This window comes from Campylobacter sp. RM16187, from assembly GCF_025319965.1.
Lineage (GTDB): Bacteria > Campylobacterota > Campylobacteria > Campylobacterales > Campylobacteraceae > Campylobacter_A.
This window is the reverse complement of record NZ_CP012549.1, coordinates 1864628-1883544: the sequence shown is the minus strand read 5'-3', so window position 1 is coordinate 1883544 and position 18917 is coordinate 1864628. Positions and strand designations below refer to the sequence as shown.

15 protein-coding genes, 2 tRNA genes and 3 rRNA genes are annotated in these 18917 nt (G+C 39.9%); 13 read left to right on the top strand and 7 right to left on the bottom strand.

Features of this window, described 5'->3' with window-relative positions; translation table 11 throughout:
* Nucleotides 1-4: 4 nt before the first annotated feature.
* A complete protein-coding gene (locus tag CDOMF_RS10030) occupies nucleotides 5-1057 on the bottom strand; it encodes a TRAP transporter substrate-binding protein (protein WP_260951847.1) in 1053 nt (350 codons plus the stop codon).
* A 221-nt stretch (nucleotides 1058-1278) separates the two neighbouring features.
* On the opposite strand from CDOMF_RS10030, the gene CDOMF_RS10025 reads away from it, so the two are divergent.
* Together CDOMF_RS10025 and CDOMF_RS10020 are read left to right on the top strand one after the other, a co-directional pair.
* Nucleotides 1279-2124 (top strand): fumarate hydratase, encoded by an 846-nt coding sequence (locus CDOMF_RS10025; protein ID WP_260951846.1) that lies wholly within the window; start codon nucleotides 1279-1281, stop codon nucleotides 2122-2124.
* A 9-nt stretch (nucleotides 2125-2133) separates the two neighbouring features.
* Complete coding sequence (locus CDOMF_RS10020; protein ID WP_172127002.1) at nucleotides 2134-2694, top strand: Fe-S-containing hydro-lyase; 561 nt, start codon at nucleotides 2134-2136, stop codon at nucleotides 2692-2694.
* Here CDOMF_RS10020 and CDOMF_RS10015 read toward each other — a convergent pair.
* Nucleotides 2691-3167, bottom strand: a complete 477-nt coding sequence (locus CDOMF_RS10015) for a cysteine permease (RefSeq protein ID WP_260953181.1) — start codon at nucleotides 3165-3167, stop codon at nucleotides 2691-2693. The genes CDOMF_RS10020 and CDOMF_RS10015 overlap by 4 nt on opposite strands.
* Before the next feature lie 5 nt (nucleotides 3168-3172).
* Nucleotides 3173-3400, bottom strand: coding sequence for a DUF2798 domain-containing protein (locus CDOMF_RS10010; RefSeq protein WP_169975746.1), 228 nt, complete (start codon nucleotides 3398-3400; stop codon nucleotides 3173-3175).
* Nucleotides 3401-3506: 106 nt separating this feature from the next.
* Here CDOMF_RS10010 and CDOMF_RS10005 point away from each other — a divergent pair, with 106 nt between their 5' ends.
* The 7 genes from CDOMF_RS10005 (at nucleotide 3507) to CDOMF_RS09975 (ending at nucleotide 12231) form a co-directional block, all read left to right on the top strand.
* Nucleotides 3507-3881 carry a RidA family protein gene (locus CDOMF_RS10005; RefSeq protein WP_260951845.1) on the top strand — a complete coding sequence of 125 codons (375 nt, stop codon included), beginning with the start codon at nucleotides 3507-3509 and terminating at the stop codon, nucleotides 3879-3881.
* Nucleotides 3882-4456: 575 nt separating this feature from the next.
* Nucleotides 4457-5967 (top strand): 16S ribosomal RNA (locus CDOMF_RS10000).
* Between the two features lie 277 nt (nucleotides 5968-6244).
* Nucleotides 6245-6320, top strand: a tRNA-Ala gene (locus CDOMF_RS09995).
* A gap of 129 nt (nucleotides 6321-6449) precedes the next feature.
* A tRNA-Ile gene (locus tag CDOMF_RS09990) sits at nucleotides 6450-6526 on the top strand.
* A gap of 559 nt (nucleotides 6527-7085) precedes the next feature.
* Nucleotides 7086-10193: ribosomal RNA gene (locus CDOMF_RS09985) — 23S ribosomal RNA — on the top strand.
* Between the two features lie 393 nt (nucleotides 10194-10586).
* Nucleotides 10587-10705 (top strand): 5S ribosomal RNA (rrf, locus tag CDOMF_RS09980).
* Together the 16S, 23S and 5S rRNA genes with 2 tRNA genes alongside form the textbook arrangement of a ribosomal RNA operon.
* 428 nt (nucleotides 10706-11133) lie before the next feature.
* Nucleotides 11134-12231 carry a nicotinate phosphoribosyltransferase gene (locus CDOMF_RS09975; protein WP_260951844.1) on the top strand — a complete coding sequence of 366 codons (1098 nt, stop codon included), beginning with the start codon at nucleotides 11134-11136 and terminating at the stop codon, nucleotides 12229-12231.
* A 37-nt stretch (nucleotides 12232-12268) separates the two neighbouring features.
* Here the strand turns inward: CDOMF_RS09975 and CDOMF_RS09970 are convergent, their stop codons facing one another.
* From CDOMF_RS09970 to CDOMF_RS09955, 4 genes are read right to left on the bottom strand one after another with little or no spacing between them, the layout of a single operon-like run.
* Nucleotides 12269-13333 (bottom strand): tetratricopeptide repeat protein, encoded by a 1065-nt coding sequence (locus CDOMF_RS09970; RefSeq protein WP_260951843.1) that lies wholly within the window; start codon nucleotides 13331-13333, stop codon nucleotides 12269-12271.
* Between the two features lie 57 nt (nucleotides 13334-13390).
* Complete coding sequence (locus tag CDOMF_RS09965) at nucleotides 13391-14164, bottom strand: UDP-N-acetylmuramate dehydrogenase (RefSeq protein WP_260951842.1); 774 nt, start codon at nucleotides 14162-14164, stop codon at nucleotides 13391-13393.
* Nucleotides 14161-14427 (bottom strand): flagellar biosynthesis protein FliQ, encoded by a 267-nt coding sequence (fliQ, locus tag CDOMF_RS09960; protein WP_169941033.1) that lies wholly within the window; start codon nucleotides 14425-14427, stop codon nucleotides 14161-14163. Before fliQ ends, CDOMF_RS09965 begins: the two co-directional genes overlap by 4 nt.
* A complete protein-coding gene (locus tag CDOMF_RS09955; RefSeq protein WP_442863538.1) occupies nucleotides 14428-15243 on the bottom strand; it encodes a menaquinone biosynthesis family protein in 816 nt (271 codons plus the stop codon). It lies immediately after the preceding gene.
* A 219-nt stretch (nucleotides 15244-15462) separates the two neighbouring features.
* Between CDOMF_RS09955 and recA the strand changes: the two genes are divergently transcribed.
* Genes recA through CDOMF_RS09935 form a run of 4 tightly spaced genes read left to right on the top strand, consistent with a single transcriptional unit; the run spans nucleotide 15463 to nucleotide 18863 of the window.
* Nucleotides 15463-16554, top strand: coding sequence for a recombinase RecA (recA, locus tag CDOMF_RS09950; RefSeq protein WP_260951840.1), 1092 nt, complete (start codon nucleotides 15463-15465; stop codon nucleotides 16552-16554).
* Nucleotides 16554-17804 carry a phosphopyruvate hydratase gene (eno, locus tag CDOMF_RS09945; RefSeq protein WP_260951839.1) on the top strand — a complete coding sequence of 417 codons (1251 nt, stop codon included), beginning with the start codon at nucleotides 16554-16556 and terminating at the stop codon, nucleotides 17802-17804. The genes recA and eno overlap by 1 nt, the downstream gene beginning before the upstream one ends.
* Nucleotides 17801-18067: a septum formation initiator gene (locus CDOMF_RS09940; RefSeq protein WP_169975436.1), complete on the top strand. Its 267-nt coding sequence runs from the start codon at nucleotides 17801-17803 to the stop codon at nucleotides 18065-18067. Before eno ends, CDOMF_RS09940 begins: the two co-directional genes overlap by 4 nt.
* A gap of 13 nt (nucleotides 18068-18080) precedes the next feature.
* Nucleotides 18081-18863 (top strand): AMIN domain-containing protein, encoded by a 783-nt coding sequence (locus CDOMF_RS09935; protein WP_260951838.1) that lies wholly within the window; start codon nucleotides 18081-18083, stop codon nucleotides 18861-18863.
* The last annotated feature ends 54 nt before the right edge of the window (nucleotides 18864-18917 follow it).

The following is an 18917-nucleotide window of genomic DNA, read 5'->3' as shown; positions in this document are numbered from 1 at the left end:
AGCACTATTTGTCTGAATTTTTAATATATGCACAATCCGAAATTTTAGTCCACTCTCTGCCTATTTTCATATAGCTTCTTTGTGATTCTAAAATTTCTTTAAACATAGGATCTTTTGCGCTTAATTCATTTAAAATTTCATCTGTTGCTTTTTTTAAAGCATCCATTATCTCTGGAGAAAATGATGTTATTTTGATATCCGGATGTTCTTTTTTAATCCTATCAAGAACAACAGCATTTTGGTATGTTGCATATTCGTAAACATAGTCAGATACAACCTTTGTCGCTGCTTCAATTATGTATTTTAAATCCTCAGGCATCTTGTCAAATAGTTTTTTATTTATATAAAATTCATTCTCGCTAGCAGGCTCTTGCCATCCTGTGTAATAGTATTTTGCTACTTTTTGAAAGCCAAAGCTAATATCTAGTGCGGGACTCACCCATTCTACCGCATCTATAGTATTCATTTCGAGTGCCATATAAAGCTCGCCTATAGGAATTGTATTGATATTTACTCCAAGTTTTGACATGATTTCACCGCCAAGCCCTGTCATTCTAAGCTTTAATCCTTTTAGATCGTCAATAGTTTTTATCTCTTTTTTGAACCATCCGCCCATCTGCATACCGAAATTTCCACCTAAAAATGTTACTAAATTATGCTCCGCAAATACTTTTTTTGATAGCTCTTTACCGCCTCCATAATTATACCAAGCATGCTGTTCGGATACGCTCATACCAAAAGGGACTGTTGTAAAAAGCATTAGTTTTGCATCCTTACCCTTATAAAAGTAGCTTGCTGTATATCCTAGATCATATTGTCCGCTTTTAACCATATCAAGCACGGCAAATGCAGCTTTGTGCTTTGATGGGTAGTCCACTCGCACTTCTATACGCCCATTACTCATCTTCTCAACCAACTCTTTAAATTTTTTCGGAGCCTCCCCAAGTGCCGGAACGTTACTTTCGTAAGTTGCGGCAAGTTTTAATTTATATTTTTCAGCTGCCGACGAGCTTAGAGCTAAAATTACACTTATTGCAAGTGTAGTCAGTAGTTTCATATTTTCTCCTTTGATATTAAGATTTACTAAATTATATGGCTTTTATATTATGTTTTTGTCTTAATATCAATTTTTAATTATTTTAAATTTAAAAATTGAGTAAATTTGTAAATAAATCCAAATATAATTAACTTTTTGTAATTATTATATAAAAATAAAATTTTCAACTTAAATTTTATAATAAAGTTATATAATGTAATGATAATTCTTAAGGAGTATGGATGAGAGTGATTCAAGCTAGTAAAATTACCAATGTTGTCGGTAGGCTTTGCAAAGAGGCCTGTTATATCGTAACCCCTGATATGAGAGAGGCTTTTGCAAAAGCTAAAGAAAATGAGAGTTCGCCAACAGGCAGAGATATTTTAGGCAAAATTTTGCAAAATGCCGACTTGGCCGAAAAAGGAATAGCACCTATTTGTCAAGATACCGGAATGGCAGTTGTGTTTGTGGATATAGGACAAGATGTACATATAGAGGGAGGTTTTCTTGAAGATGCTATAAATGAAGGCGTGGCCAATGGCTACGTGGAAGGCTATTTAAGAAAATCTGTAGTGTGTGATCCTGTTTTTGACCGAAAAAACACTAAGAATAATACGCCGGCAGTTATAAATGTAAGAATAGTTAAAGGCGATAAAATTCATATTAAAGTGGCTCCAAAGGGGTTTGGTAGTGAGAATAAATCGGCTCTTAAAATGCTAGTTCCTGCCGATGGATTAGAAGGCATTAAAAAAGTATTTTTAGACACGGTAAGGCTGGCTGGTCCAAATGCCTGTCCTCCTATGGTAATAGGTGTAGGTATAGGTGGCACTATGGATAAGGCTGCACTTATGGCAAAATATGCCGCTGCGCGCTCTGCAGATAGCAAAAACCCCGATAAAAGATATGCTAAGCTTGAAGAAGAGTTGCTTGAGCTGGCTTGCAAAACAGGTGTTGGTCCACAAGGACTTGGCGGAGATTATACTGCCGTCAAAGTAAATGTAGAGTGGTATCCTACTCATATAGCTGGACTTCCGGTTGCTATAAATATAAACTGCCATGCTGCACGCCATGCTGAAGCTGAAATTTAAGGAGAAAAGATGTCAGAAATCAAGAAAATAACTGCACCGTTTGATAAAAGCGTAGTAAAAAGTCTAAAAGCTGGCGATAGCGTATTAATATCGGGAACAATAATAGCGGCCAGAGATGCTGCGCATAAAGCCTTAACAGAGACTTTAGCCAGAGGTGAAAAGTTGCCTGTAAATTTGGCCGGTGAAACAATATATTATCTTGGACCAAGTCCTGCAAAGCCTGGTCAAGTTATAGGTGCGGCAGGTCCTACAACAAGTGGACGAATGGATAAATATACCCCAACTATGATTAATGAAGTTGGTATAAACGGTATGATAGGTAAGGGCTACCGCTCTCAGGAAGTGGTAGATGCGATGAAAAAATCAGGATGCGTATATATGGTGGCTATCGGAGGAGCCGGGGCATTAATAAGTCAGAGTATCAAAAAATATGAAGTTTTGGCTTATGAGGATCTTGGCCCAGAAGCTATAGCACGAATAACTATCGAGGATTTTCCTGCGATAGTAGCGATAGATAGCGATGGAAACAATTTTTATGAAGTAGGCCAAGCGCCATATAAAAAGGTTTAATAATATCCAAGACAAAGCGTATCGGTTAGTCTGATGCGCTTTTCTAATGGCTCTGGAGAGAAAAATTTACACTTTTCTATATAAATTCTATAGCCGTAATCAAGTCCTAAGTCATCATAAAATTTCTTTAAATTTATAAATTTTATTCCGCAAATTTCTCTTATATCAAAAAGTTTATATAAATTTGAATTATTTTTTTTCACTAGATGAGATGGTGCAAGTCCGGTAAATGAACAAAAAGAGCTTGTTAAAACTAGTCCCTCAAGCCCACTGCAATCTTTGATAATATGCTCAAATTTATGTGGAATTGTTTTGTATTTTAAAAAAACTATACGAGAGTGTTCAAATTTAGCCGAAATTACGCCCTTCCAGAAGAGATATGCGTTTGAAGAGATATTTGCAAGCTTTGCAAATTCGCACCCAAGCACATAACCATCCAAAAATTCGTTAGGCGCCAATACTATATTCATTATATAGATTACTCGTTTTTACAAATTTTCTTTGTTAGCTTTGTTGCAAAAGGCATTATGAATATAACGCTAGGATAGGCGACTACAAATGCTTTGAACCAGCCTTCTGCCCATAATATCAAGAATCTATCTATAAGCCCCAAATTTATATATAGTAAGACTCCAGACATCAAAAATGACATAAAAAGCGACATAATAAATGCTAAAACGAACTTGTAAAATTTAATCGGTATCATAAAAATCCTATTTTTTATCGATTATATCAAAATATGAGATTATTTTTATTGACAGAAAAATGAATTTGTTGTAGGATTTTGCAAGATTTTAAGCTTAAGGAAAATCATGAAAAAAATTATATCTACTAAAAACTCTCCACAAGCCATAGGACCGTACTCTCAAGCGGTTATGTCAAATGGATTTTTATTTATATCCGGGCAGCTTGGTGTAAAACCTGACGGAGAATTTGCAGGAAGTAGTGTTGAAGACCAAACAAGACAATCTATGGAAAATATCAAAAATATTTTGGCTGTAGCTGGCTTAACATTTGAAAATATTGTAAAAACAACTATATTTTTAGCCGATATAAATGATTTTACAAAAGTAAATGAAATTTATGCTAGTTGTTTTAAAGGAGAATTTCCGGCACGTAGCACTATAGCTGTAAAGACTCTGCCAAAAGATGGTTTAGTAGAAATTGAAGTTATAGCTGCTCAATAATACTATATTCTATATAGAAAGAAATTTGCATTTTTATATTTTTGCAAATTTCTTTTGTAATTTTTGATTTTGTAATAAAACTTTAAGCTTCCCTCTTATATAATTCCAGCTCACGAATTAAGAAACCACCTTTAACTTCTTCTTTCAAGTTAATAAAGCTTTTTCTTTTTAATCGTCATGTTCTATAACTTTACCAATGTTAAACTAATTAGTCAATCTTTGAAATCTAAACAAGTGATCGATTGAGCCATCTACTTAATAGGCTTTCTTTGGAAAGTAATTAATGTAGAAAAACTAAAAACAATCATCTTTTAATTAGCTTGCTAATTTAAAAGATAAGAGATTATAAAATTAAAAGTTTTTTGATTAAAACTTCATATAAAAGCTAACTTCTAAGATAGTTCAAATTTGAACTTAAAAAGCTTATTTGCTTTTTACGAAATTGCTGACACGCAATTTTTTACTTCATGCAAAGCACTCGTAACTGCGAGGCGCTACGCTCAGAAGTGCTTTAGAGGTTTCCAAAGGATAAAATCCTTTGGTCGCAAGAACTAGCTTTGCTAGTTCGCGAAATTAATATGGAGAGTTTGATCCTGGCTCAGAGTGAACGCTGGCGGCGTGCCTAATACATGCAAGTCGAACGGAGATATGAGGGCTTGCTCTTATATCTTAGTGGCGCACGGGTGAGTAATGTATAGCTAATCTGCCCTACACTAGAGGACAACAGTTGGAAACGACTGCTAATACTCTATACTCCTTCTTTACATAAGTTAAGTCGGGAAAGTTTTTCGGTGTAGGATGAGGCTATATCGTATCAGCTAGTTGGTGAGGTAATGGCTCACCAAGGCTATGACGCGTAACTGGTCTGAGAGGATGATCAGTCACACTGGAACTGAGACACGGTCCAGACTCCTACGGGAGGCAGCAGTAGGGAATATTGCTCAATGGGGGAAACCCTGAAGCAGCAACGCCGCGTGGAGGATGACACTTTTCGGAGCGTAAACTCCTTTTCTTGGGAAAGAATTATGACGGTACCCAAGGAATAAGCACCGGCTAACTCCGTGCCAGCAGCCGCGGTAATACGGAGGGTGCAAGCGTTACTCGGAATCACTGGGCGTAAAGGACGCGTAGGCGGATTATCAAGTCTTGAGTGAAATCTAACGGCTTAACCGTTAAACTGCTTGGGAAACTGATAATCTAGAGTAAGGGAGAGGCAGATGGAATTCTTGGTGTAGGGGTAAAATCCGTAGAGATCAAGAAGAATACCCATTGCGAAGGCGATCTGCTGGAACTTAACTGACGCTAATGCGTGAAAGCGTGGGGAGCAAACAGGATTAGATACCCTGGTAGTCCACGCCCTAAACGATGTATACTAGTTGTTGCCAAGCTAGTCTTGGCAGTAATGCACCTAACGGATTAAGTATACCGCCTGGGGAGTACGGTCGCAAGATTAAAACTCAAAGGAATAGACGGGGACCCGCACAAGCGGTGGAGCATGTGGTTTAATTCGAAGATACGCGAAGAACCTTACCCGGACTTGATATCTAACAAATCATCTAGAGATAGAAGAGTGTCTGCTTGCAGAAATGTTAAGACAGGTGCTGCACGGCTGTCGTCAGCTCGTGTCGTGAGATGTTGGGTTAAGTCCCGCAACGAGCGCAACCCACGTATTTAGTTGCTAACGGTTAGGCCGAGCACTCTAAATAGACTGCCTTCGTAAGGAGGAGGAAGGTGTGGACGACGTCAAGTCATCATGGCCCTTATGTCCGGGGCGACACACGTGCTACAATGGCATATACAATGAGACGCAATATCGCGAGATGGAGCAAATCTATAAAATATGTCCCAGTTCGGATTGGAGTCTGCAACTCGACTCCATGAAGCCGGAATCGCTAGTAATCGTAGATCAGCCATGCTACGGTGAATACGTTCCCGGGTCTTGTACTCACCGCCCGTCACACCATGGGAGTTGATTTCACTCGAAGTCGGAATGCTAAACTAGCTACCGCCCACAGTGGAATCAGCGACTGGGGTGAAGTCGTAACAAGGTAACCGTAGGAGAACCTGCGGTTGGATCACCTCCTTTCTAGAGTACATATAGATATTCTCTCACAAGATATCTATAAGAAAGATATGTTTCAATCTAAGAGATTGAAATTTAACTCAATCATCCTTGTTTAGTTTTGAAAGATTGACAGCTAATAAATTTGTCTAATTCCTTAATTGCCTAGACAAAAACCTAAATTTATTATTTATGATAAACGAAGTTTAGAATAAATCTTTATAACTTTAGGTGGGTGCAGGGAACAAAACTCCTGCTCGTAAATACTAGCTTTTGCTAGTATACGAAGTAAGGATGTTAAGGGGAATTAGCTCAGCTGGGAGAGCGCCTGCTTTGCACGCAGGAGGTCAGCGGTTCGATCCCGCTATTCTCCACCAAATTTAAGTGCGAAGCTATTTTTTTCTAGACAAGGAAAAGTGACCGAGTAACAAGGAGCGTAGATACACTACGTGACGAAGTTATGACCAAGCTTTGACGCAGTATAGAATGCAAAAGAGCAAGCAAGAGGGCCTATAGCTCAGCTGGTTAGAGTGCACCCCTGATAAGGGTGAGGTCACAAGTTCAAGTCTTGTTAGGCCCACCATTAATTAGCAAATAAATAAAAATTAGTTTAACTAAACAGACATCAAGGTTTAAATCAAGTGTTCTAAAAAGAATATTTGCTTTAGACTTTGAGTTGATTAATATCCTTATCTTACGGTGCCTCCGAAAGAGGCAGTGTGCTTTAGGGGTTTCCAAAGGGCGTAGCTCTTTGGTCGCAAATACTAGCTTTGCTAGTATGCGAAGTCTAAAAGTTCTTTTAATTATCATTGTTAAGAGTCACAAGCAAGTTTTTAAATAAAACAATTTTACAGGACTTGTTAAAGATTTAAATATCTTATCTCTTGAATATAATCAGTATTCAGAAGTTTAACGTCACAAGATATATGGAGTTTAAAACTTATCTATATATCAGTTAATGCTTTCCGTCTTGGGGATGAGAGTTTAAATTTAGTAATTGCAAAGTAAATTTGACTAACTTTTCTATTTTTATTATTTATCTTAAAATAAATATAAATATAAATAGATAAAGCTTTAAATTTATAAATTACCTTTAACAAGGAAGTGATGCGAATTAGAATATATTAATCTAATATAATAAAAGGTAAGCTACTAAGAGCAAGTGGTGGATGCCTTGGCTAGTAGAGGCGATGAAGGACGTGCCAGGCTGCGATAAGACTCGGGGAGCCGTCAAGGGGCTTTGATCCGGGTATTTCCGAATGGGGCAACCCAGTTAAGTGCGAACTTAACTACCTATATGGAGCGAACGTTGGGAATTGAAACATCTTAGTACCAACAGGAAAAGAAATCAAACGAGATTACGCTAGTAGCGGCGAGCGAACGCGTAAGAGGGCAAACCGTTAGTTTACTAACGGGGTTGTAGGACTGCAACATAGACTAAGCAAAGCTAATAGAACAATCTGGAAAGGTTGAGCATAGAGGGTGATACTCCCGTATATGAAAGCGATGTTTTACTTAGCAGTATCCTGAGTAGGGCGGAACACGTGATATTCTGTCTGAAGCCGGGTAGACCACTATCCAACCCTAAATACTACTACTAGACCGATAGTGCACAAGTACCGTGAGGGAAAGGTGAAAAGAACTGAGGTGATCAGAGTGAAATAGAACCTGAAACCATTTGCTTACAATCATTCAGAGCCCTATGATTTATCAGGGTGATGGACTGCCTTTTGCATAATGAGCCTGCGAGTTGTGATGTCTGGCGAGGTTAAGGAAACCCGGAGCCGTAGCGAAAGCGAGTCTTAATAGGGCGTTTAGTCAGATGTTGCAGACCCGAAACGATGTGATCTATCCATGAGCAGGTTGAAACTGGTGTAAGAGCCAGTGGAGGACCGAACCCGCTAGCGTTGAAAAGCTATGGGATGACTTGTGGATAGGGGTGAAAGGCCAATCAAACATCGTGATAGCTGGTTCTCTCCGAAATATATTTAGGTATAGCGTCATGTAGTAACACTAGGGGGTAGAGCACTGAATGGGCTAGGGCATACACCAATGTACCAAACCCTATCAAACTCCGAATACCTAGTGTGTAATCATGGCAGTCAGGCGGCGAGTGATAAAATCCGTCGTCGAGAGGGGAACAACCCAGACTAACAGCTAAGGTCCCTAAATCTCATTTAAGTGGAAAACGATGTGGAGTTACTGAAACAACCAGGAGGTTGGCTTAGAAGCAGCCATCCTTTAAAGAAAGCGTAATAGCTCACTGGTCTAGTGATTCTGCGCGGAAAATATAACGGGGCTAAAATGAGTACCGAAGCTTTAGACTTGCACTTAATCATTTATACTAGCTCGTCTTTTGAGCGTATTTAAATGAGTTTGTATTTTTCTCAATCGACAGCCTATATGGCTAGTCTCAATCGAAAAATATCTCACAACATTTAAATCCATCTCAAAATACTTCGCTTAATCCGTTCTTTTAAATTTCAGATTAAGCACTAAAATTTACAGTATAAATTTTGATAGTATGAATAATTAAGTGCAAGTGGTAGGAGAGCGTTCTATTCAGCGTTGAAGGTGTACCGGTAAGGAGCGCTGGAGCGGATAGAAGTGAGCATGCAGGCATGAGTAGCGATAATTGGGGTGAGAATCCCCAACGCCGTAAACCCAAGGTTTCCTACGCGATGCTCGTCATCGTAGGGTTAGCCGGGTCCTAAGCAAAGTCCGAAAGGGGTATGCGATGGAAAATTGGTTAATATTCCAATGCCAACTATTATGTGCGATGGAAGGACGCTTAGAGTTAGAGGAGCCAGCGGATGGTAGTGCTGGTCGAAAGGTGTAGGTTAAGATCCAGGCAAATCCGGATCTTTTTAAGCCGAGACCCCACAGGCACACAAAGTTCTTCGGAACAGCGTGTGAATCCTTGATACTGTCGAGCCAAGAAAAGTTTCTAAGTTTAGTAATAGTTGCCCGTACCGTAAACCGACACAGGTGGGTGGGATGAGTATTCTAAGGCGCGTGGAAGAACTCTCTTCAAGGAACTCTGCAAAATAGCACCGTATCTTCGGTATAAGGTGTGCCTAACTTTGTTAAGGATTCACTCCGTAAGCAAAGAAGGTTACAACAAAGAGTCCCTCCCGACTGTTTACCAAAAACACAGCACTCTGCTAACTCGTAAGAGGATGTATAGGGTGTGACGCCTGCCCGGTGCTCGAAGGTTAATTGATGACGTTAGCTCTGCGAAGCGTTTGATCGAAGCCCGAGTAAACGGCGGCCGTAACTATAACGGTCCTAAGGTAGCGAAATTCCTTGTCGGTTAAATACCGACCTGCATGAATGGCGTAACGAGATGGGAGCTGTCTCGAAGAGGGATCCAGTGAAATTGTAGTGGAGGTGAAAATTCCTCCTACCCGCGGCAAGACGGAAAGACCCCGTGGACCTTTACTACAGCTTGACACTGCTATTGGGATAAAGATGTGCAGGATAGGTGGGAGGCTTTGATCTATAGACGCCAGTTTATAGTGAGCCATTGTTGAGATACCACTCTTTTTTATTCTGATAGCTAACTGGCATGAGTTATCCTCATGCAGGACAATGTCTGGTGGGTAGTTTGACTGGGGCGGTCGCCTCCCAAAATGTAACGGAGGCTTACAAAGGTTGGCTCAGAACGGTTGGAAATCGTTCGTAGAGTATAAAGGTATAAGCCAGCTTAACTGCGAGACGTACATGTCAAGCAGAGACGAAAGTCGGTCTTAGTGATCCGGTGGTTCTGTGTGGAAGGGCCATCGCTCAAAGGATAAAAGGTACCCCGGGGATAACAGGCTGATCTCCCCCAAGAGCTCACATCGACGGGGAGGTTTGGCACCTCGATGTCGGCTCATCGCATCCTGGGGCTGGAGCAGGTCCCAAGGGTATGGCTGTTCGCCATTTAAAGCGGTACGCGAGCTGGGTTCAGAACGTCGTGAGACAGTTCGGTCCCTATCTGCCGTGGGCGTAAGAAGATTGAGGAGAGTTGACCCTAGTACGAGAGGACCGGGTTGAACCAACCACTGGTGTACGAGTTGTCCTGCCAAGGGCACCGCTCGGTAGCTATGTTGGGACGTGATAAGAGCTGAAAGCATCTAAGCTCGAAGCCAACTCCAAGATGAATCTTCTTTTAAGACCTCATAAAGACTATATGTTTGATAGGCTGGGTGTGTAATGGATGAAAGTCCTTTAGCTGACCAGTACTAATAGGTCGTCTGCTTATCTTTTAATAAGCATCACTTCCTTGTTAAGGGTAAAATTGATTCCTAATTTTTCTACTATGCTTCGTTAGACTTCGTTTCAGACTTCGGTCACATACTATATGTATGCTCCCTCGTCTTTACTCGTCTGCCTTGCCTAGCGAAAAACTAGTTCTCAATTCAAAAACCTTACAAGAAAAGATTGTTATTTAAAACGCTTTAACTCTTAGCAATTAAAAGACAGTGTTAGTTAAGCAAATTTATCTATAGATTATAGGCAAGGTGAAGTATTTTTAGATAGATTTGAATGTTGTGAGGCTGTTTTTAAACGGAGCGGACGTGTTGTCCGTGAGTATTAAAAATAGCAAACTCATTCAAAGATACTAAAAAGACGAACCGATAATTTACTTAACTAACACTGCCCGTGACTATACAGACGAGGAAACGCCTTGCTCCATCTCGAACCAAGAAGCTAAGCTCGTCCTGGCTGATGATACTCTCCCTTACTGGGATGCTGGAAAAGTAGGTCGTTGCGGGCTTTGTTATTTATACAAAGCTACTACTTATTTAAATCACTAAAATTCATTAAAACATTATCATAAACATCTAATCTAAACGGCTATTAAAATATTTATATCGATAATATCAACATCAAGACATTTATATATTTATACAAGATAAGCTTTATAAACACTTATATTTAAAATCTTTACCTAATGTCTTATTCTCCTTATACATAGCAGGCTGAATTTAAGAAGTATTCTGATTGTAGGATGGATGTTTTAATTGGTTAAATTAGTTTAATGTCTTTGATGTAATGAATTGGCAACATGTATATTTATGGATTATTCTTTTAGACGATGGTTTTATATTATTAGACATAAATTTAAACTATTGCCTCATAAAATTCTTATTGTTAAAATAAATTTGGATAGACTAAGGGATTAAATTTGGATGAAAGAGTATGATGAGTAACGAGATAGAACTAAAAAAACAAGGTGTCATCAAGCGCCTTACAAACAAAACTTTCAAATTTGACCCAAGGATAGCCGAGGGTTTTTATACTGCAAGATATTTTTTGAAGATAAATCAAGTCATAAAGCAAAATTTGCCTAATCAACACGTGACTATGCAGTTTTTTCAAAGGGCTGATAACATCACTCTGTGCGGGATCGATGAAGCCATAGCGATAGTGCATACCTTTGCTAAAGAGCCTGAGAAGCTTGAAATTCAGGCATTAAACGACGGCGATATCATAAATGCAAACGAGCCTGTTTTAAAGATAAGCGGGATGTATGAGAATTTTGGCTTTTTAGAAAACATCATCGACGCAACACTAACTCGCAGAAGCTCTGTAGCTACTAATGTCGCCAGAGCCTTAAAGGCGGCAAAGGGCAAGATAGTATTTTCAATGGCTGATAGGCAAGATGATATCTCAACGCAGACGGGTGACGGATACGCCACTTATGTCGCAGGCATAGATCGCGTCTCAACCGATGCTCAGGGCTTTTGGTGGGGTGGCAAGGGCATGGGAACTATGCCGCACGCGCTCGTTCAGATGTGCGAGGGAAATATAGTAAAGGCGTGTGAAATTTACGCTAAAACCTTTCCGAATGAGCTTGTAAGCGCGCTGGTTGATTACAATAACGACGTGATTACCGATGCGCTTTTAGCTGCAAATGCGTTAAAATCAAGGCTTGGAGCAGTTAGGGTTGATACCTCTCAAAGCCTTATAGATAGGTATTTTGAAGATAAGGATACAAGCGGATTTGATCCGCACGGGGTTTGTAAAGAGCTAATTTTTGCGCTTCGTAAAGCGCTTGATGAAAACGGCTTTAACCACGTTAAAATCGTCGTTAGCTCAGGCTTTACTCCTGCAAAAATCGCCGAATTTGAAGCGCACAACACCCCTGTTGATATCTACGGCGTGGGAAGTTTTACCGTTAGAAACGATACTTGCGGATTTACAGGCGATCTTGTGGAGCTAAACGGCAAAGCAGAAGCCAAAGTAGGACGGCGAAATTTCATCTCCGAAAGACTGCAAAAAGTAGAGTTTAAAAAGTAAATTTAGGCGCAAATTTAACTCATTTGCGCCCGTGAGTTTATTTGATATTATCTAATAGGCTGCAGCATCGACTAGAACCTAACTCGCAGCATTTTTTGAAGTAAATTTTGGCCTTGTCAAGATCTTTTGTAACCCCACTTTCATCCGGTGGCAGATAGTATGTAAAACCTGCAAGTATGCAAGAGTCGATTAAGCCGTGTTCGCAACCTTTGTCGGAATATTCCATTGCTTTAGCAAACTGCTTTTCTTGGTAGTATGCAGAGCCCGCATATTGGCATCCGATAGCGATTTTGGCTTCGCAAGCCTTTGCGGCATTGTCTTTATTTTTTACATATTTTCCTGACGCCTCATGATCCTTTTTCGTAAAGGCTAACAGATAATACTCAAATGCCTTTATCTCGTCTTTTTTGCCGTATTTATCGTCTTGGTAGATTTCGCCTAGCTTAGCACATCCGTCAAATCTTTCGCCCCCGCAAATTTGGCTTAGAATTTCGATCGCTTTGTCTATGTTTTTATCTACACCTTTGCCGTCTCTATAACCCATTGCTAAGAATTTGCAACCGTCATCGTAGCCGCCGCTACAAAGCTTTGAAAATATCTCAAAGCCCTTTTTAGGATCGTGCTGTGCGCCGTTTTTGCCTTCGGTGTATGAGTATCCCGTCCACAAGCATCCTAAATTTGAGCCCAAATCGCAAGCTTTTTGGTAGTATTTTACATCTTGTTTTTCATAACCGTAGTCTATGCAAGCTGCCGCATCACCGTTTTCGCAACCTTTTTCAGGACTTACGGCTGTTTTATCTTTGATTTTGTTGCAGCAGTCATCCCTTTTTCCAAATGCTAGTTCGCAGCACTTTTCATAAGCCTGCTTTGAACGTGCAAGATCTTTTTTGATATCAGAGCCGCGTCCAAACTCATAAATTTGTCCAAGCTCTTTGCAAGAAGAGCTATTCTTTTCCTTATAGCAACCTAGCTGAAGGTAGTGTTCGGCATCCTTCCACTGCCCCTTGCTTATCGCCACTAGCCCATTGTGGTGATTTGGTCCGGCTTGCGCTACCGACAAGCAACTAAATACTAAAAACAGGATTAAAGATAACTTTTTCATAGACTCCTCCTTGCGAGTAAATCTTAAGAATTATAACTTTTTTACTATATTTTTAATCTAAATTATAACCACTTCCGTTTTTAGCTCTACGCCGAATTTTTCCAGCACCAGCTTCTTGGCTAAATTTATCAGATTTATCGCATCATCAAAGCTTGCGTTATCAAAATTTATCAAGAAATTTGCGTGCTTTTCGCTAAATTTTGCTCCGCCGATAGAGTGTCCTTTTAGCCCCACGGCTTCGATAAGTCTGCCCGCGTAATCTCCCGCCGGATTTACAAAGCAGCTTCCAAAGCTGGCTCCTTTTGGCTGGTTTGAGCGTTTAAACGCAAATTCGTTTGCAAGTGCGGCGTTAAAGCCTTTTGTTGCTTTAAATTTGGCTGCAAAAGCAATTTCATTTAGCTCGCAATATCTATAAGCAAATTTTATCTCATCTTTTTTAACCCAGCCTCGTTTTAAACGCACTTCAAGTAGGTTGTCGCTCATGGAAATTCCACAAAGCCCCGCATTCATCTTGATCATGCCTCCAAGCGTGCCCGGGATATTTTGTAAAAACTCAAAGCCTGCTAGATCGTGCTTTTTGGCAAAATTATAAATTTTACCGCTCTTTGTAGCTGCACCTATCTCTAAAATTTCGCCTTCAAGCTTTATATAGTCAAATTTATCGCTTAAAATCGCCATCGGAGCAGGGTTTGGCGAAACTAAAAGGTTATTTCCGCCGCCTATTATCACGCGACCTTGCGTATCATCTTGCGTGCTATCTATGAGCAAAACCTCGTGCACGCCGCCTATTTTAACCGAGGTAAATTTAGAAAAATCAATAAGCTTGGTCATTGAACAAAATGCGGTATAAACTCGATCATGCGGATGGTAAAATCAACCATCATGCTCACCATCCAAGGCATGAGAAATATGATAACAACGACTACGAGGATGATCTTTGGCACGAAGCTTAGCGTCATCTCGTTTATCTGTGTGGTCGCTTGAAAGATGCTGATGATAAGACCGGCACTTAGACCAGCTAAAAGCATAGGAAAGCTAAGATAAAGCGCGGTTTTAAAGGTCTCTATGCCTAGCTCTATTAGGGTTGATTGCATTTAGCTAAACCTTATGTCGTTGTATTCGGTCGGCACCAGATAGTCGCGAGCGTCGATTAATTCATCGTAAAAGCCGTGCTTGTAGCCTATCTCAAAGAGCCTATTTACGGCGTTTAGCTGCGTTTCGTTCATCGATACGGAGCTATCATTAGCGTATAAATTTAGATAAATTTTAAGCTTTTCTTTATCGACTCGGATCAAATTTCGCTCCATAAGCATGTGCGATAAAAACGGCTTGTGATCGGTTGCGATCTTAACGGCTTTGGTAAGCACTCGCTCGCACTCTATCGCGTCAGTTATCGGCAAGCTTCTTCTAACAGCCATGCCGCCAAGCGGAAGCGGTAAATTATCACCCGCAAACTCACGCCAGATGTCCCAAATTTCACGCTCTACGCAAAGCTCGTCGCTAAAGGTCAAGATGCTTTCGTGTATGAGCACTCCCGCATCGACTTCGCCGCTTAAAACGGCATTTTCTATTTCTAAGAAATTTTTATAAACTATCCTTGCTTCAGGATACGCCACGCGAAATAAAAGCGCGTTTGTAGTGTGCTTGCCTGAGAGTGCGACCCTAAAATTTCGCTTTAAAATTTTATCTTTTTTCTTAATGAGTTTTGGTCCGTACCCATCGCCAAAACTAACCGCGCAGCGAAGCAGAGCGTAGCTATCTCTTATAAGCGGATAGAGTCCAAAGCTGATCGCCGTAGCGTCGTAAGTGCCTTTTAGCGCCTCTTCGTTAAGCGTTTGGATATCTAAAGCGAGGTTGCTAAAACGCAAATTTGTAGAATTAACCCAGCCAAATTTTATCGCCATATACATAAAAATATCATCGGCATCAGGCGAGTGCGCGACGCTTATATCTTTAAAATGTCTCAAATTTAATCCTTTTTAAGATTATAGGTTAAATTTTATGAATAGTTGATTAAATAGCCCATTATTAGAAGTTATCTTTATATTTTTTAAAAAATTAAATAAACCGAAATTCATCTTAAATTTGATAAAATCAGACAATTTAATTATAAAATTTAAAGGCAACAAATGGCGGTAGAAAAAGAGGATAATAAAAAAATAGGATCGGCTGAACTTGATGCTGATAAGAAAAAAGCGCTAGAGCTAGCCTTAAAGCAGATTGATAAATCATTTGGTAAAGGCACAGTCGTCAGACTTGGCGATAGAGAGATAGAGCCGATAGATAGCATATCTACAGGTTCGCTAGGACTTGATCTGGCACTTGGTATAGGCGGAGTGCCAAAAGGAAGAATCGTAGAAATTTACGGACCAGAGAGCTCCGGAAAGACTACATTGACCCTTCATATAATAGCTGAAGCTCAAAAGGCCGGTGGAGTATGCGCCTTTGTCGATGCTGAGCATGCTCTTGATGTAAAATACGCCGCAAATTTGGGCGTAGATACGGATAATCTTTATATTTCTCAGCCAGATTACGGCGAACAAGCACTTGATATCGTAGAGACTTTGGCCAGAAGCGGAGCTATTGATTTAATAGTTGTTGATAGTGTTGCTGCGCTAACTCCTAAAAACGAGATAGAAGGGGATATGGGCGATCAGCACGTAGGTCTTCAGGCTCGTTTGATGTCTCAAGCTCTTAGAAAGCTCACCGGAATTTTACACAAGATGAATACAACTGTAATATTCATCAATCAAATTCGTATGAAAATCGGTGCTATGGGATACGGCACACCTGAGACTACTACGGGTGGAAATGCGCTTAAATTTTACGCCTCCGTTAGAATAGATGTTCGTAAAATCGCTACTTTAAAGCAAAACGAAGAGCCTATAGGAAACCGCACTAAGGTAAAAGTAGCAAAAAACAAAGTCGCTCCTCCATTTAAAGTGGCTGAATTTGACATTATGTTTGGCGAGGGAATTAGCAAAGAAGGCGAGATAATAGACTACGGCGTGAAGCTTGATATCGTAGATAAGAGTGGAGCTTGGTTTAGCTACAAGGCAAACAAACTCGGTCAGGGCAGAGAAAATGCCAAAGCTTATTTAAAAGAGCATCCTGAAGTGGCCGAAGAGATCGTAACCGCGATAAAAGGCTCAATGGGTGTTGATCATATCATAGGAAGTTCAAAAGATGACGACGATGCGTCAGAAGTAGGAGATGAATAATGGTTTTTATAGAGGATGTAACGGCGATAGAGGTTCTTGACAGTAGAGGAAATCCGACTGTGCGCGCAACTGTGTGCTTAAGCGACGGCACCGTAGCAAGCGCAACTGTTCCAAGCGGAGCAAGCACCGGCAAGCGCGAGGCTTTAGAGCTTAGAGATAAAGATAAGCGCTACTGTGGCAAGGGTGTGTTAAAGGCGGTTAGCAACGTAAATGAGGCTATCGCAGAGACCATCATCGGACTTGACGCTTACGATCAAAAATCTATCGATGAAGAGATGAAGAGGCTTGATGGCACTCACAACTACTCAAATTTAGGCGCAAATGCCGTTCTTGGCGTATCTATGGCGGTTGCTCGCGTAGCTGCAAAGAGCCTAAATATCCCGCTTTATCGCTATCTTGGCGGAGCAAACGCAAGCGTGCTTCCTGTGCCGATGTTTAACATCATCAACGGCGGAGCTCATGCGAACAATAGCGTGGATTTTCAAGAGTTTATGGTGATGCCGTTTGGATTTGAGACCTTTAGCGATGCGCTAAGAGCCGCTACTGAAATTTATCACGAGCTAAAGGCTATCTTAAATGCCGGCGGACATAGCACGGCAGTGGGCGATGAGGGTGGATTTGCTCCAAATTTAAAGGATAACGAAGAGCCGATCGCTATTATTATGGAGGCGATCAAAAAAGCGGGCTACACAGCAGGAGAGCAGATAAAGCTAGCTCTTGACGTGGCTGCAAGCGAGCTTTATAAAGACGGCAAATACGAGCTTGAAGGCAAAAAATTTAGCTCTGAAGAGCTTATAGAATACTACGCAAAACTTTGCGATAAGTATCCGATATTTTCTATCGAAGACGGACTTAGCGAGGATGACTGGGACGGCTGGGCTAAGCTTACGGCTAAGCTTGGAAGCAAGGTTCAGCTAGTAGGCGACGATCTTTTCGTAACCAATGAGAAAATTTTAAGAGAAGGCATACAAAAAGGCGTTGCAAACGCGATCTTGATCAAGCCAAACCAAATCGGAAGCGTAAGCGAAACGATGCAGACAATCCGCCTAGCGCAACGCAAAGGCTATCGCTGCGTGATGAGCCACAGAAGCGGTGAGAGCGAAGATAGCTTTATAGCTGATTTTGCCGTAGCGATGAATACGGGTCAGATAAAAACAGGCGCAACTTCAAGAAGCGAAAGAAACGCTAAATACAACCGCTTGCTTGAGATCGAGCTTGAGACGGATGAATTTTTAGGAAATGAAATTTGAGTGAAATTTTAAAGGAGTATGACGAAAATGAGATAAGGAGATCATACTCTTTTAAAAATTTCTTAAGACTATTTATAATAACCATCATTGTCATATTGTTTGGTGTATATATTGGAAATATGGTATTTGGTAAGCGCTCTTTGGATGTGATGTTAAATTTGCAAGATCAAAGAGAGCGGCTCAAAAAAGATGTTGAAATTTTAAAAAAATATAATGCAGAGCTTCAAAAGACATATTTTGAACTGAAAGATCTTGAACCTTAAGGATGTTTTAACAATGAGAAAAATTTGGTTTTTGATACTATTTTTATGTTTTTGTTTTGGTAGAGAAAATCCTTTTGTTCCAGTGGGTAAACTAAATACAAATGTCGTGACCACTAATATAGTAGAGACTCTATCTCCTTTTGATAAACAACACATTAAGTTCCCAAGCGATACTAAAGAGTTTATATCACTTACTTTAAAATATAAAAATTTAGATGGTAGTGTGAGAGAAAAAATTATAGATGTAAATAGGAGTATTAATTGGCAAGATGAGTTTGTTTTGACTAGAGTTGCTACGCCGTCAGTGGTTACAAAAACTGATGTATCGGTTACAAAAGATGAGGCAAAGATAGCTATCAAAGCTATAAAAAAAGATGAAAATATAACCATCAAAGAAGAGAGCAAGAAAGAGGTCAAAATAGATGAAAATTTTACTAAGCAAGAGCCGTTGAGAGATGTCCTAATAATACCGGTTGAAAATATTAAACAGACTTCGATTAAGACTATAAATTTTAGAAAGATGACTCTTGAAGTCGATTTGATGCAAATTAGGTTTTTAACCTCTGATAAGAAAATTAGAGATTTTAAAATAGCTGGAGATAAGAAAATAGTGATAGACTTTAATAATTATTTAAATTTTTATACAAAGACGTTTAAGCTTGATTGCGGTGCCTTTAAAAGCATAACTTTTGGCGCCCATGATAAATTTTATAGAGCCACTATAAATCTTGATAAAAACTACAAATATACTATCGAAAATATCGATAACGGGTATATTTTAAGAGTTAACAAATAGTATATACTTTTTTATTTAGTTGTGCTATAGACTATTTTTAATACCAATAAATTT